At 36.9% G+C, this 15,185-nt stretch carries 11 protein-coding genes and 1 pseudogene; 6 read left to right on the forward strand and 6 right to left on the reverse strand.

The window, feature by feature from the left end; translation table 11 throughout:
- Positions 1-119: 119 nt before the first annotated feature.
- Positions 120-1,067 (reverse strand): transaldolase, encoded by a 948-nt coding sequence (locus QZ265_RS02290; protein WP_296402997.1) that lies wholly within the window; start codon positions 1,065-1,067, stop codon positions 120-122.
- Positions 1,068-1,515: 448 nt separating this feature from the next.
- On the opposite strand from QZ265_RS02290, the gene pheA reads away from it, so the two are divergent.
- The 6 genes from pheA (at position 1,516) to QZ265_RS02320 (ending at position 8,886) form a co-directional block, all read left to right on the forward strand.
- A complete protein-coding gene (gene pheA, locus QZ265_RS02295) occupies positions 1,516-2,787 on the forward strand; it encodes a prephenate dehydratase (RefSeq protein ID WP_296402999.1) in 1,272 nt (423 codons plus the stop codon).
- 114 nt (positions 2,788-2,901) lie between these two features.
- Positions 2,902-3,999 (forward strand): histidinol-phosphate transaminase, encoded by a 1,098-nt coding sequence (hisC, locus tag QZ265_RS02300; protein WP_296403000.1) that lies wholly within the window; start codon positions 2,902-2,904, stop codon positions 3,997-3,999.
- Between the two features lie 116 nt (positions 4,000-4,115).
- Positions 4,116-6,416 (forward strand): bifunctional prephenate dehydrogenase/3-phosphoshikimate 1-carboxyvinyltransferase, encoded by a 2,301-nt coding sequence (locus tag QZ265_RS02305; protein ID WP_296403002.1) that lies wholly within the window; start codon positions 4,116-4,118, stop codon positions 6,414-6,416.
- A 293-nt stretch (positions 6,417-6,709) separates the two neighbouring features.
- Complete coding sequence (gene rarD, locus QZ265_RS02310; RefSeq protein ID WP_296403004.1) at positions 6,710-7,675, forward strand: EamA family transporter RarD; 966 nt, start codon at positions 6,710-6,712, stop codon at positions 7,673-7,675.
- 82 nt (positions 7,676-7,757) lie between these two features.
- On the forward strand, positions 7,758-8,141 hold the full coding sequence (folB, locus tag QZ265_RS02315) for a dihydroneopterin aldolase (RefSeq protein ID WP_296403007.1): 384 nt from the start codon (positions 7,758-7,760) through the stop codon (positions 8,139-8,141).
- An 85-nt stretch (positions 8,142-8,226) separates the two neighbouring features.
- Positions 8,227-8,886 carry a hypothetical protein gene (locus QZ265_RS02320; RefSeq protein ID WP_296403008.1) on the forward strand — a complete coding sequence of 220 codons (660 nt, stop codon included), beginning with the start codon at positions 8,227-8,229 and terminating at the stop codon, positions 8,884-8,886.
- A 104-nt stretch (positions 8,887-8,990) separates the two neighbouring features.
- Here QZ265_RS02320 and cysE read toward each other — a convergent pair whose 3' ends face one another.
- From cysE to QZ265_RS02345, 5 genes and pseudogenes are all read right to left on the reverse strand, one after another.
- Positions 8,991-9,869 carry a serine O-acetyltransferase gene (gene cysE, locus QZ265_RS02325; protein WP_296403010.1) on the reverse strand — a complete coding sequence of 293 codons (879 nt, stop codon included), beginning with the start codon at positions 9,867-9,869 and terminating at the stop codon, positions 8,991-8,993.
- Positions 9,870-9,974: 105 nt separating this feature from the next.
- A complete protein-coding gene (locus tag QZ265_RS02330; RefSeq protein WP_296403011.1) occupies positions 9,975-10,904 on the reverse strand; it encodes an RNA methyltransferase in 930 nt (309 codons plus the stop codon).
- 387 nt (positions 10,905-11,291) lie between these two features.
- Positions 11,292-13,184 carry an amidohydrolase gene (locus QZ265_RS02335; RefSeq protein ID WP_296403015.1) on the reverse strand — a complete coding sequence of 631 codons (1,893 nt, stop codon included), beginning with the start codon at positions 13,182-13,184 and terminating at the stop codon, positions 11,292-11,294.
- A 240-nt stretch (positions 13,185-13,424) separates the two neighbouring features.
- Positions 13,425-13,589, reverse strand: a pseudogene (locus QZ265_RS02340) (DUF1427 family protein); the annotation flags it as partial.
- 206 nt (positions 13,590-13,795) lie between these two features.
- The gene (locus QZ265_RS02345) at positions 13,796-14,488 is read right to left on the reverse strand and encodes a hydrolase (RefSeq protein WP_296403017.1); all 693 of its coding nucleotides are present in this window, start codon (positions 14,486-14,488) and stop codon (positions 13,796-13,798) included.
- Between the last annotated feature and the right edge of the window lie 697 nt (positions 14,489-15,185).

Here is a 15,185-nt window from a genome sequence, read left to right on the forward strand (position 1 = left end):
TAAAGATTTAAAACCTGCATAAAAAAACTCTACAAAATGGTAGAGTTTTTTAAAAATTAATTAAACAAATAAATTAATGCAGCGAATTTCTTTCAGTTTATTTTAATGGCTTATCTGAACTATTTAACTAACAGTTTTAAAGCTTTTGCCAATTCTTCACGTGCAGCTATAAAGCCTTCGATGCCTTTAGGTAACAATGTTTGAGTAATACTGTCTTTTTCATACTCTGCATTAAACTGATCTACAGTTAGGCTGACTTTTGACATAGTTTCACTGGCCATATCTGCTGACAATACTTGATTTACTACAGTGTCTAAGGCAGATAATTCATCTAATAATTCAGGCGAAATGGTTAACAAGTCACAACCTGCTAACGCTAAAATCTGATCAACACTTCTAAAGCTTGCACCCATTACTTGCGTGTGATAATTATGTTGTTTGTAATACTGATAGGTACGTTTTACAGACTGAACACCCATGTCCTCATCAACTGGTATGATTTGACGATTTTCTTCACGTTTTTGCCAATCAAGAATACGGCCTACAAATGGAGAGATTAAAGTCACGCCGGCTTCAGCACAAGCAATAGCTTGATGCTGACCAAAGATTAGCGTTAGATTACAATGAATGCCTTCTTTTTCTAATTGTTCGGCTGCTTTTATGCCTTGCCATGTGGCTGCAATTTTGATCAAAATACGGTCTTTATCCACGCCGGCACGCTCATAAGCATCCATAAATTCATGGGCCTTGGCAATGGTCGCTTCTGTATCATAAGATAATCTGGCATCAACCTCAGTAGAAACACGGCCGTTTATTAACTTAAGAATGTCACATCCCACTTGAATCGTTAAGTCATCTATGACCCTGTCAATCATGTTAATGCCGTAACTAGAATAACGATTTAAAGAGTCTGCAAGCATAGCCTGCTTATCAGGGTGAGTGAGTGCTTTGGTAATGAGACTGGGATTGGTTGTGGCATCTACAGGTTTCAAACGGGCTATGGCACTTAAGTCTCCCGTATCTGCAACAATAGTAGTCATGGTTTGTAATTGTGATAAGGCACTCATCATTTATTCCTAATTTATTCTAAGAGATTAAAAAGTATCAAGGGTATCAGCACAACTATTTATACTATATTTAGCAAACTACTGTATTTAGCAAACTATAGTGTTTAGCAAACTATAATAAGAAGTATATTTAATAAGAAGCTGCTGTAAATTATGAATATCAATGCTGACCCCTAGCGTTAATTTTGCCAGAGTATTAAACTAACTTAAGATAATTTATAAAAAGAACGATATCCTGTTAAAAACTATAATTTAATTAAAAATTATAATCTATTGACATTAATATCCATTAAAAAACACCTACTTATCCAAAAATTTATAATATTTGGAAAGGAAGTGTCTTTACAACTTAAACGACGCTATCTAAACATAGCGTAAGTTTGTTATAGTTACTTTATTAAGTCTTGTACCGTATCCAACTATCATAACATGACCCATAGGCTTTTTTATGACATCGTCAACAAATAAAGATATTAACACTGATAACAGTCCAATTAATGACGTTAACAATCCTACTGATAATCTAAGCATTAACTCTGACACTAACTTTGATACTAAGCTAAATAACAAGCTTGACAGTATTAAAGAGTCTGTAACTACTGAGCAATTTAATGCTCCAGAAAATGTGTTGGTTGAACTACGTCAAAAAATTGATCAAGTGGACGGTGAAATTTTACAACTGATTAGTAATAGAGCCAAGTTGGCTCAAGAAGTTGCAGTATTTAAAAAAGAACATTCTAGTGAAGTCAATTCAAACCCTATCTTTTATCGCCCTGAACGAGAAGCACAGGTACTTAAAAATATTATGAAGCGAAATCAAGCTTCAGACAGTCCCATTAGTGATGAAAAAATGGCTCGCTTGTTTCGTGAAATTATGTCGGTATGCTTAGACTTAGAAGCACCACAGAAAATTGCATTTTTAGGTCCAGTCGGCACCTTTACCCATGCTGCAGCATTGAAGCATTTTGGCAAAGCCTCTACCACTGTTCCATTGACTACTATTACCGATGTATTTCGTGAAGTTGAATCAGGTTCAGCAATGTATGGGGTAGTACCGGTAGAGAATTCTTCCGAAGGCGTAGTAAACCATACGTTAGATGGTTTTTTAAACTCTTCATTAAAAATTATTGGTGAGGTAGAGTTACCTATTCATCAAAACTTTTTAGTCGCCGAGCATACCAAAATTGACAGCTTAAGCCGCATTTATTCTCATCAACAATCGTTGGCCCAATGTCGACATTGGTTGGATGTAAATTATCCTAATGTAGAACGGGTTCAAGTCTCAAGTAATGGTGAAGCTGCACGCCGATTGAAAAATGAATGGCATTCTGCAGCTATTGCTGGTGATGTGGCTGTGGCCGAATATGACTTGCATAAGCTACACGAAAACATTGAAGATAATCCTGGCAACACCACTCGATTCTTAATTATTGGCCATGAAGATATCGCGCCTTCTGGACAAGATAAAACATCTATTTTGATTTCTGCGCATAATAAAGCAGGGGCATTAATAGAAATATTGCAACCGTTGTCTAAACATGGGGTTTCGATGACAAGCATTGAGACTCGTCCTGAACGACCTAATAAGTGGGCCTATGTGTTTTTCATTGATATGGAAGGTCATATCGAAGATGAAAACGTGCGAGCCGCTATTGATGAGATACGTCCATTGGTTCGAGATGTTAGAATTTTAGGCTCTTACCCTCAAGCAGTTATATAGTATAAGCTTGCTAATATAACGCAAATTATATTGGTTTATTTAGCTTTAAATGAATAGAAATCTAACAGCCATTAAAACATCTTTTGGTTCTTTGTCTTGAAATTAGGTAATACCATGACTGTAAAAACATTTTCAACCCCAGCCCATGACAGTATCTTAGAATTAGAAGCTTACCAAGCAGTTAAATCTGTTGAGGAGCTTAATCGAGACTATGAGGTTAATGATGTTCTTAAGCTTGACAGCAATGAAAACCCATTGGGGTGTTCGCCTTTTGTCACGTTGGCAATTACTAAACAGCTTGATCAGTTAGCTCGTTATCCTGATGGTAATGGATTTAAACTTAAGCAAGCAGTGGCAGAGTTCAATGATGTCGATAGCAGTCAAGTAACTCTGGGTAATGGTTCTGAGGATTTATTAGGCATTATTACACGTACTTTTGTCAGTCATAAGGATGCGATAGTTTATAGTGAGTACTCCATGTATTCAATGCTAGCTAAGATGAATGGGGCAACTGGCATAGAAATCCCTTCTAAACGTTATGCTCATGATTTAGAGGCAATGCTACTAGCGGTTCAACAAAATGATAATGTACGTATGGTCTTTATTGCTAATCCCAATAACCCAACGGGTACATTATTATCTAAAGAAATGATTCGCAATTTTGTAGAGCAAGTGCCTAAGCATGTTTTGATAGTATTTGATGAAGCTTATGTTGAGTACACCCCTGAAAGTAATAATCGTAAGCTAATTGATGAGTTTGATAATGTTATTATTGTTAGAACTTTTTCTAAAGCTTATGGTTTAGCAGGTTTGCGAGTTGGCTATGCGTTAAGTCATCCTAAGGTTGCAGACTTGCTAAATCGTATGAGACAGCCCTTCAATGTTAACCTATTGGCCCAGTCAGCGGCTGTTGCTGCTTTATCAGATCAAGATTTTATTGCTAAAGTGCATAAAATTAATGAAGGTCAAATGCGCTGGCTCTGTAAGCAGTTTGATGCTTTAGGATTGGGTTTTATTAGGTCATATGCTAATTTTGTTATGGTCAATGTGGGCGATGCTACCATTATAAGCCAAGCTTTACTTGAACAAGGGGTTGTTGTGCTTCCGCTGGAAGTTTATGGCCTTAAAGAGTGGTTGCGTATTACTGTAGGCACACCTGAAGATAATACGCGTCTAATAGATACCTTACGAGATACTTTAGAGTCCATGTAGTTGGGCTTTTCATGATTTTTAAGTGATAGGTTTTGATTTATATTCATAGAAATTATAGCGCTTAAAACATCATTTCCGATACTATCAAAACACAATAAAAAATAGGTTAAATAAAGATGCTGTTTGAACAAGTTTGTATTATTGGTTTGGGATTAATTGGTGCAAGCTTGGCGCAAGCTATAAAGGACAGGCAGCTAGTAGGAAGATTGGTAGCGGTAGATCGTCATGCTTTAAGTATTGAGGCGGCCTTGAAAGACAACGTCATCGATGCAGGCAGTGATTCTTTACTTGATGTAGTAGAAGGAAGTGATTGTATTATTATTGCGGTACCGGTCAAAACGGTGGCTTTGATCTTTGAGGACATTGAACAAGCCATGCACAAAGGCTTAGTTAAAGCCGACTGTGTAATAAGTGATGTCAGTAGCACTAAATTAAATGTTGTTGATGCGGCCAAAAAAGTCTTTCATGAGTTACCTATTGGATTTGTACCGGCACATCCTATTGCTGGTGCAGAACAATCTGGTTATAGTGCCCGTCGTGGCAATTTATTTGTTAACCACAGTCTGATTATATGTGAGTTAACAAGCACTGAGCCTGAAGCTATAGAAAAGGTCTCTAAGCTTTGGAAAAGCGTAGGCGCTAAAATCATGAACATGGATGTAGAGCATCATGATGCAGTATTAGCTTATACCAGTCATTTGCCCCATTTACTTGCTTTTAATTTAGTTGAGCAGCTGGCAAGTCATGATGACAATATGGATATATTTCGTTATGCTGCCGGTGGCTTTCGCGATTTTTCCCGAATCGCTGCCAGTGACCCTGTGATGTGGCATGATATTTTTATTGCCAATAAACCAGCTCTTTTGAATGCTCTAGATGAATACAGCAGTTACTTAGCAAAGTTACGTAATTTGATAGATAATGAAGATTCTACCGAGCTACTTGGATTATTGGGACGCGCCCAATCTGCAAGAAAACACTTCGGTCATATGCTGACCAGCACCCCTTACACAAAACAATTATCAGACCCTTCTAATACGGACAACTTTATGACAACGTCATCTAACGCTTCTAGTGCATATATTATTACCCCTAGTACTACTATTAATGGCAGTATTCATGTTCCAGGCGATAAGTCTATCTCGCATCGCAGTATTATGTTTGGTAGCTTGGCAGAAGGCGTTACCAAAGTAACAGGGTTTTTGGAAGGGGAAGACGCTCTAGCTACTTTGCAAGCATTTAGAGACATGGGCGTTACTATTGAAGGACCAGAAAACGGTGAAGTTACCATACATGGCGTAGGTATTAACGGTCTTAAACCAAGTAATACCCCTTTATATATGGGAAATTCAGGCACCACCATGCGCTTATTGTCTGGGATTTTAGCAGCGCAGTCTTTTGATAGTGTGCTGACAGGTGATGCCAGCTTATCAAAACGCCCTATGGAACGTGTGGCAAAGCCTTTGCGCGAGATGGGTGCAACCATTCAAACTACTGGTGAGCGCGGTACCGCACCAATCAGTATTACAGGTAGCGCTAAACGGGGCAGTAAATTAAAAGGTATTACCTATGATATGCCTGTTGCGTCAGCACAAGTTAAATCTTGCTTATTATTGGCAGGTTTATGGGCAGAGGGTAAGACCACTGTGATTCAACCTGAAATTAGCCGTGATCATACTGAGCGTATGTTAAGTGCATTTGGGTATAATGTAGACGTTGAGGGCAATAAAATTAGCGTAATTGGTGGTGGCAAAATGACAGCTTGCAATATAGCGGTGCCAGCTGATATCTCGTCAGCCGCCTTTTTTATGGTAGCAGCGTCAATTGCTAAAGACAGTGAAATTACTATAAATAAAGTAGGTATGAACCCAACCCGTACGGGTGTAATAGATATCTTAAAGCTTATGAATGCTAATATCACCATAAGCAATGAAACCTACGTTGGAAATGAACCGGTTGCTGATATCACTATAAAATCTGCGACTCTTAAAGGCATTCAAATTCCAGAGGAGTTTGTACCTTTAGCAATTGACGAGTTCCCAGTTTTATTTATTGCCGCTAGTTGTGCGCAAGGTCAAACGGTTCTGACAGGTGCAAAAGAGTTACGTATTAAAGAGTCTGACCGTATAGCAGTCATGGCTGAAGGATTGATTCAATTGGGGGTAAATTGCACAGTAACTGAAGATGGTATTATTATTGAAGGGAAGGGAGATAACAGTGAGTCAGAGGCAGTATTTGGCGGCGGCGAGATATATTCTCATCATGATCACCGTATAGCCATGAGCTTTTCTATAGCAAGTTTAAGAGCAAATGACACTATTAAAATTGAAGGTGTTGAAACCGTCAATACCAGTTTCCCAGGATTTGCTGAACTGTGTAATTCAATTGGTATGAATATCGCCGTTAAATCAGCTTAACTAAATTAGCTTAATGTTTATAAAGTTTGTTTATAAAATTGATTTTATATTGATTTCAATACTGATTCCCAAGATGATTTGAAAATTTAAACTTATTAAAGTTTATTGTATCTAAAAAAAGCAGAGCCACCCTACAACTAGGATGGTTATGCTTTATTACATTCAATATATTATACATTTGTTAAGGTTAAGGATATATAATAGCTTACTAATAGCCATAAAAATCAAATTGCCATAAAATCAAAAGTAAACCTGCCCATATTCATTGTGTAAGTTTTTTTCGGATTGTTTATATGTCATCCCTTCGTTCTGAAAACATTGTACCCGCCACTTCTAAAACGCCAATTGTGCAAACCACTTCTAAGGGTATTGTTACTGCTCTGGTCGCTTTTTTAATATGGGGTAGTTTCCCTTTTTACTTCAAGCAACTTAGCAATTACAATGCTGTTGAAATTATAGGTCACCGTATTGTATGGACTTTTGTTTGTCTTAGTGTTGTTTTAATCTTAACCAAACGCTGGAAATGGATTACTACCGTTAAAGCCAATCCAAGTCTTATAGTCATAACTTTTATATCAAGTCTTATCATTGCTGCCAATTGGTTGACTTACGTGTGGGCGGTAAATGCCAATCAAATTTTAGAAGCCAGTTTGGGATACTTTATCAGTCCGTTGATTGGTATTTTATTGTCATTAGTCTTTTTACAAGAAAAATTACGGCCTTTGCAATGGACTGCGGTAGGCTTTGCAATTGCTTCAGTACTTATTCAAGTTTATATGTTAGGCAGTCTACCATGGGTATCTTTAGTCCTATCGCTGACATTTAGTGTCTATGGCGTGATGCAACGACGCACGCCACTACAAGCTTTGGACGCTTTATTTTTAGAAACAGCCTTATTGCTGCCAATCTGTCTTTATTGGTTTATGACTGCGAAAGTGACAAGCTCTTCTATATCTTTTTGGTTTAGTAGTGACATATGGTTTTTAATGCTAGCCGGTCCAATTACTTTGATACCGCTATTGTTATTTAACAAATCTACTAAGATGGTAGCCTTTAGCATATTAAGTTTTATGAATTATTTGACCCCAACTCTGATTTTCCTATTGGCTGTTTTTTATTATCACGAACCATTTGATGCTCAAAGGTTAATGATATTTAGTTTAATTTGGATTGGTTTATTTTTATTTAGTATTGATTTGTGGCAAAATCGACCCTCTAAATTACTCAAGAAGCAGATATTAGTTAATTCACAGCTTTGACTGATTTTAAAACTTCAGTACAAAGCCAGTCCTTAAAAATTAGAAGTTGTATTTAACCCCTTTTATAAATGAGTAAACTTGTATGATTAAACCTGAAGGCAGTGTAGATTATGTAAAAGTTAAAGGTTTAAAAGTTAATGCTGTGATAGGGGTATTTGACTGGGAAAGGGCTATTGAACAGCCTTTATTAATAGATATAACTATGGCAACTGATACCAGTCAGGCAGCTAAATCTGACGACATCAACGATGCCGTTAATTATAAAGCAGTTTGTGATGACATAACCGAGTTATGCCAAAAAACCAAAGCGCTACTCATAGAACGACTTGCTGAATTAATTGCAGAGTTTATCTTGGATAAATATGACACCACTGAAGTCGAAGTTAGTGTTGCTAAACCTGATGCCATTAAAGAAGCAGATTTAGTTGCGGTGCAAATTACTAGGATCGCATCATCTGATCAATAAATTTTTTAATCCAAAATAGATGTCAAATCTTTTTTGCGTTTAAGTTATTACTTAAGGATATTGCACTGCATGGAATGGGCTATTTATGACGAATAAAAAATTATCTAAAGATAGCTTTGAAAGAGATTGTAATATAAATAGCCTAAGCAAAAAACAAAACAACGATTTCAATAACTCATCATCTCTAGAACATGATTTTTATTGTAAAATTATTTCTAAAATACAATCTCTTGTCGAAATTTCTCAAATCCGTCCCATTGGTTATATTGTTGAATTAGGTAGTAATGAGCAGGCAAGTTATCATCTGCATAAGGCTAGGGATTCTATTGAGTCAATAGCCTACCAAGCATACTGGTCAACAGAATTCACAAATCCTGACTATACGGCAACGCCAGATAAACCGAAACCAGATTATACCAATCAATGTGGATATCTAATTCTAAATAGTTTGCATAACGATCAACAAAATCCTCCAAGCTTAGGTGAATTGGTAAAATCCAGTAAGGTAATCGAAAAACAAATACAGCAAGACTTTTATCAAGCTGAGAAAATTAATCAGTTAGAAATTAATGAGATTATACAAAACTTGGCACAACCTAAAAATAGAGTAGTCATCATTGATATCGACATTTTAGCAATTGTAACTGACTCTAATGAGCTGATAGCTATCAAGGAGCGCTACCCATTGAAACATCATGAATGGGTAGGATTAATCGAATTGCATGAGAACAATTGGTTATTATAACTTAGTATGGTTATTTTAAATTCGTATGGTTATTTTAACTTAGTGTAGTTATTTCAAGTTAGTGTAGTTATTTTAAGTTGATAACACCACTACCTATATTAGTCTTAATAACTATTTGAGTTATTAATAATCTCAAGATCATCATCCGCAATCTTATTCAAATCTTTAGGTTTGAAAGTAGGGTCAAGCTTGATCAGTGCATTTTGTAGTTCATTAATGCGAGCTTCAGATTGCTGAATGTGATTCAGCACCTTTCTAAATGCTTCTGCTACAGGATCCTCAGATTGGGGATCAAGCCCATAAGCGCTAAAGTCAACTGATTCTGATAAGCTTTTGCTACTAAGCTGATTGTAATATTTATTATTGTAAGGACAAGATGGCTCTTTAGCTGGTTCACTTTGTGTTTGTTTAGGTGGATTCTCTGAAATAGGCTCAGGCTCTACATTAGCAGTAATCATTCTTGCTGCACTACCTACCATAGTGGCGTCAGCAGGAACTTCTTTTACCACTACAGCATTTGAGCCAATTTTTGCGTTTTTGCCTACTGTGAATGGTCCCAATACCTTGGCGCCTGCGCCAACAATAACGCCGTCATCTAAGGTTGGATGACGTTTTCCTTGTCCTAAAGACACTCCGCCTAAAGTAACGCCATGATATAGGGTCACATCATCGCCTATTTTAGCTGTTTCTCCTATCACCACTCCCATACCGTGATCAATAAAGAATCGTCGTCCAATTTGAGCAGCTGGATGTATCTCAATCCCTGTAATCATACGTGAGCCGTATGAGATAGCACGCGCAGAAAACTTACAGTCTTTGTTCCAAAGATAGTGGGCGCCTCTATGCAATATCAAGGCGTGAATACCTGGGTAGGTTAATAATACTTCTACGCTGTTTCTCGCGGCTGGATCTCGTTCAAATACAGCGGCGATATCCTCTTGTAATGAGGCCTTGGCTTTTTTAATGGCTTTAATTAGTCTCATGAGTATGTCTTATTAATTATCAATTGAAAAGGTTATATGGCTTATGAGGTTATAGGGCTTATTAATAGATATTAAAATAGATTGAACAAGATTTGAAGATTTAAGTTATAGCTTTCTTTTAATCTTAGCAATAATTGAGCTTACTATTTCATATTCTTTTTCATCTAATTGTAATCTTGATAGTAAACGTGAAAGTCGGCTTGGAAGATCTCTTAGTTTATCAGCTTCTGTGCTTTCAACTAATTGTAAACGGTTCATTAATTCAATGATACGGGTTTGAAGCTGACTTTTTTGGTGTTGGCTAATTGCTGGCATGTCCCAAATTTGTCTTTGAGTTAAGGTAACTTGATTCTGCTCTAAATAATCATTCTGAGTTTTAATGCTATAGTCAGCACTAACTTGCTGCAAAAAATGGCTGTAGAAGAAGCTTGATATAACCTGAATGGCAGATGCTACATTAAGTACTGGATACTCTGGGTTGGCGTCTATTTGAATATGATAATCGGCCATGGATAATTCTTGATTGGTGAGACCCCGATCTTCACGACCAAATAATACCGCAACTTTAGTTTGGGTAATAGGACGGGCGCTAATAATTTTGGCAGCCTCCGTTGGGTTTATGACAGGTCTAGGGATGTGTCTTTGGCGGCTGCTAGCCGCAAAAACTAGCTGACAGTCGCTAATAGCCTCTTCTAATGATTCAACAATACGGCAGTTTGCCAACACATTTTGAGCGCCTGCCGCATGTGCAATACTTTTCTCATCAATAGGATGTTTTGGATTAACCACCACCAAGTCCTTTAACCCCATTGTCAACATCGCGCGAGCAGCCGATCCAATATTAGCGGGCAGGGTAGTATTCACCATGATAATTCGAATGCTTCCTAATAGTAAAGGTAGACGTGAGGCATTATCATCACTTTTATTTAAGGGCGCATGATTTTTAACTTGATTATTAACTTGATTATGAACTTGATTTTGATCCTGATTTTGATCCTGATCTTTGTCTTGGTTTTCAGTCGTTGGATGAGTCATTAAATTTCCGATAGTCTACAAATAGTGTTAAAGCTTTTTTTGTCTAAACAATCAAGATCTAAACTTTATAATATTGAAGACAATTACTTTACAAAGGTTTAGTTTTTAAGTCGATTAAGTTTAAAGAAAAATACGGCTAAAATCTATGTGCAAACATTATTCGTTTGAAATAGGATTTCTCATACAGTTTTAGAATAATGACAAAATTTTAGTTAACCTAGTTAATATAAGACATGAAAGGCAATAATGATTTTAAGAAGGCTTGAATCATAAAAGTAAAAAAACCGCTGAGCATGAGTCTCAACGGTTTTTAGAAAACTTTAAGTTTAATTATTCAGATTTAATATATTCTATTCTTCTTAATTCAAACTTCTAAGTATTGTCCGGCTATACTGCCCAGCAAGAGCACCCAAACGCGCCAAAGAAGTCTTTAAAATTTGACACTGGCGCTTTTGAAGTCCAAGCTTTAGCATGGTTATGACCATGTAGGTTGCAAGCACTCGAGCAGCCACATGAAGATGCCATGACGGCTTGATTTTGCATAGGCGCTAAGGAATTTTTACCAGCACCTTCAGGGTCTGCCCAAGCCGCATAACCTCCAAATTGATTAACGGGTGACCAATCTGGCATAGCTGGTGGAATTGGAGCATCAAAGTCTTTGAACTCACCAGCGCCGTACACAGGCTTACCACCAACCACAGTTAAATCTGAGGTCAGGAATGGGATTTCTTCATCGGGTACTTTAAAGTAGTCTTTGTTAGGTACGATGAAGTCTGCTAAATGACCTTCTTCAATACGTCCGCGTTTGCCTACTTCGTTGGTAAACCAGGCTACTTTCTCAGTCCACATACGTAGAGCGGTTTCACGATCGAGCGTGTTATCTTGATCATAAAGTTTCATGCCTCCTACTGTTTGGCCATTGATCAACCAATTTAAAGACACCCAAGGGTTATATGAGGCAACACGAGTCGCATCTGTACCTGCTGAAACTTTGACACCACTGTCTAGCATTTGTTTGATAGGCGGTGTGTTAGAGGCTGCAGCGGTACCATAACGCTCAGCAAAATATTCGCCTTGATATGCCATGCGATGTTGTACCGCAATACCGCCCCCTAAAGCAGCAATACGATCTATATTGCGCTGAGAAATGGTTTCAGCATGGTCAAAGAACCAGTTTAAACCGTCAAATGGTATTTCTTTACTGACCTTTTCGTACACATTGAGTGCGCGCTCGATAGTTTCATCATACGTCGCATGAAGTCGCCAAGGCCATTTGTTTTGAGCAAGTATACGAATGACTTCTTCAAGATCCTCTTCCATGTTCGCAGGCATCTCTGGACGTGGCTGACGGAAATCTTCAAAGTCAGCAGCAGAAAACACCAACATCTCGCCAGCGCCATTGTGACGGAAATAGTCATCACCTTGTTTGTATGTAGTAGTGGCTGTCCAATTTAGAAAATCTTCTTTTTCTTCATTAGGCTTCTGGGTAAATAAATTATACGCCATGCGCACGGTTAATAGATTTTCATCATGAAGTTTTTGAACAACTTCATAATCATCTGGGAAGTTTTGAGAACCACCACCAGCGTCAATAATACCGGTAACACCCAAACGATTTAACTCACGCATAAAATGACGGGTTGAGTTTAGTTGATAATCTAAGGGTAGTTTTGGCCCTTTAGCAAGCGTCGCGTAAAGGATAGACGCATTTGGTTTTGCAAGTAGCAAACCAGTAGGGTTGCCATTAACATCACGTTGGATTTCGCCACCTGGAGGCTCAGGCGTATCTTTGGTATAGCCGACTGAACGAAGTGCCGCGGCATTTAATAATGCACGATCATATAAGTGTAAAATAAATACTGGGGTGTCTGGCGCAACTTTATTTATTTCATCAATAGTTGGTAACCGTTTTTCAGCAAATTGATGTTCGGTAAATCCGCCTACGACCCGAACCCATTGCGGCGCTGGTGTATTATCTACTTGCTGCTTGAGCATTGCCATAGCATCTGCCAAAGAGCGAACCCCGTCCCAGCGCAGTTCCATATTATAGTTTAGACCCCCACGGATGACATGAGTGTGATTATCCATTAATCCAGGAAGGACACTACGGCCTTTAAGATTAATTGATTTGGTGTTATCGCCAGCTAAGTCCAGTACTTCAGAGTCATTGCCAACCTTAATAAAACGACCATCTTTAATAGCCACAGCGGTTGCTGAGCGATTATTCGTATCGAGTGTTGTTATATTTCCGTTGTAATAAATAATATCAGGAGTATTCATATTATTTTCCTATTGTCGTTATGATTATGATGTCATGACAAAAATGAAGAAATTGTCAATCAGGGTGAACCCATAAGATTTGAGCCTGCATTAGCAAACTAACAAATTTATAAACGAACATAAGTTTTAAAAGAACCATAAAAACCTATTTGGAAAGAAACTAAAAAAGATTGACATTTAATTATCAGATAATTTATCAGATCCAGTCGGTGCACTCTCATGTTGCACTTGCGCAGATGTATTAAAAAAATGTTCTTTAACCAATGGAATGGCTTGCTCGCCAATTAGCATACCCAATAAACCAACCAATGCCCAAGTTGGTGGCGCGGGGGATCGTACATTGACGAAGTGATAAATCACACCAACCAATATCCCAACAATTAAAGATGCAATATAAATTCTCATGATTTATACCCTAATGGATAAAACAAAAGGGATTAATCAAGCAGAGAATATTAATAAATAATATAAATATCTCATTATGATTAACCCCTTGTATAAGCAGCTAACGATTTTGAAGGTAACCACACAATCAGTTAGCCTATTAAATATCATTGAACTGCTGGTTAATTGCGTATTAGTACATAATTTAGCATATTTTTAGCACTGGTTTATTTAGCAGCAGGATTTGGACCTAAGCTACCAAAGGCAGCATGGCGAGCTTGCGCTTTATGAACCATTGTGTAAGCATAATCCACACCCATGCCATAAGCTCCTGAATGCTCACGAACGATATCCATTACAGCATCATAAGTTGCTTTATTGGCCCAATCGCGTTGCCACTCAAGCATAACTTGTTGCCAAGTTACAGGGATGACACCAACTTGTATCATACGCTCCATTGCCCATTGATGTGCTTCAGCAGTAGTGCCGCCTGAGGCATCAGCTACCATATAAATCTCATAATCTGTATCTTGCAGGCATGATAATGCGAAAGATAAGTTACAAACTTCAGTCCATAGACCAGATACTACAACCTTTTTACGACCATTTTTTGCATTTTCAGCTAAAGCATCACGTACGTTTTGATCATCCCAAGAATTCATTGAAGAGCGCTCAAGAAGATTGTTTTCTGGGTGTACTGCTAATAACTCAGGAAAGGTATGCCCAGAAAAGCTAGCAGTTTCGACGGTCGTGATAGTCGTTGGAATATTGAACGCTTTAGCAGCTTTGGCCAAACCAATGACATTGTTTTTTAGTACTTGACGATCAATAGACTGTACGCCAAACGCCATTTGAGGTTGTTGATCAATAAAAATCAGTTGACTGTTTTGTGAGGTTAGTAGTTCTAGTTTATTAGACATATTAAAAGCTCCTTAGAAGTTGTAATTTATTTAATTATATTATTTGATTGTTATATAGTTTAGTTAATCCTAAATATCTTACTAAAATAATAATATTTATAGTGAATAAAAGTATAAGCTATCATAATTTTAATAACGTGAAGGACAGCTTAACGCTTATATACACTAAATTTAGTCGTTAAATATTAGTCTCAACGATTAATAAAATGTATATGCAATTTATTATATTAGTATTAATTTATTCAAACAAGTAGCTATTTACAGTCGTAATACATTGTAAAAACCTAATTTTAAAGGGTTTAAGGGAAATACAATTTACAAAATAATTAAAAAAAGTACATAAAATATAGATATTTAAAGTTATAAAAAATGATTATTACAGCATTAAATATTTAAATACCTCAGATTTACAAAATATATTATTAAGTTTAACTTATAAATAAAAATTATATTTCCTTATTTTATATAGGCTAGTAGTTTATAATAGTAAAATGTTGGTTTTATAAGTTTGATTTACATATATTAAACAATGTTAAAAAATTCTTTTAAGTCATTTAATTGATATATTAATCAATTTAAATTAATAGTTGATAAAACCTTGTTTAAAACTATAAAAATTAGAATGTTTAATTTCCTGTTTATAAAGTTCTTGGATTCAATTACGAAGTGCAACGGCTCCGAATCTAGATTTTACCTC

The organism is Psychrobacter sp. (assembly GCF_018260395.1).
Classification (GTDB): Bacteria; Pseudomonadota; Gammaproteobacteria; order Pseudomonadales; family Moraxellaceae; genus Psychrobacter.

Excerpts from the sequence above, each read along its gene's own strand:
- QZ265_RS02290 (WP_296402997.1), bottom strand. The coding sequence starts at position 1,067 with ATGAGTGCCTTATCACAATTACAAACCATGACTACTATTGTTGCAGAT.
- pheA (WP_296402999.1), top strand. The coding sequence starts at position 1,516 with ATGACATCGTCAACAAATAAAGATATTAACACTGATAACAGTCCAATT.
- hisC (WP_296403000.1), top strand. The coding sequence starts at position 2,902 with ATGACTGTAAAAACATTTTCAACCCCAGCCCATGACAGTATCTTAGAA.
- QZ265_RS02305 (WP_296403002.1), top strand. The coding sequence starts at position 4,116 with ATGCTGTTTGAACAAGTTTGTATTATTGGTTTGGGATTAATTGGTGCA.
- rarD (WP_296403004.1), top strand. The coding sequence starts at position 6,710 with ATGTCATCCCTTCGTTCTGAAAACATTGTACCCGCCACTTCTAAAACG.
- folB (WP_296403007.1), top strand. The coding sequence starts at position 7,758 with ATGATTAAACCTGAAGGCAGTGTAGATTATGTAAAAGTTAAAGGTTTA.
- QZ265_RS02320 (WP_296403008.1), top strand. The coding sequence starts at position 8,227 with ATGACGAATAAAAAATTATCTAAAGATAGCTTTGAAAGAGATTGTAAT.
- cysE (WP_296403010.1), bottom strand. The coding sequence starts at position 9,869 with ATGAGACTAATTAAAGCCATTAAAAAAGCCAAGGCCTCATTACAAGAG.
- QZ265_RS02330 (WP_296403011.1), bottom strand. The coding sequence starts at position 10,904 with ATGACTCATCCAACGACTGAAAACCAAGACAAAGATCAGGATCAAAAT.
- QZ265_RS02335 (WP_296403015.1), bottom strand. The coding sequence starts at position 13,184 with ATGAATACTCCTGATATTATTTATTACAACGGAAATATAACAACACTC.
- QZ265_RS02345 (WP_296403017.1), bottom strand. The coding sequence starts at position 14,488 with ATGTCTAATAAACTAGAACTACTAACCTCACAAAACAGTCAACTGATT.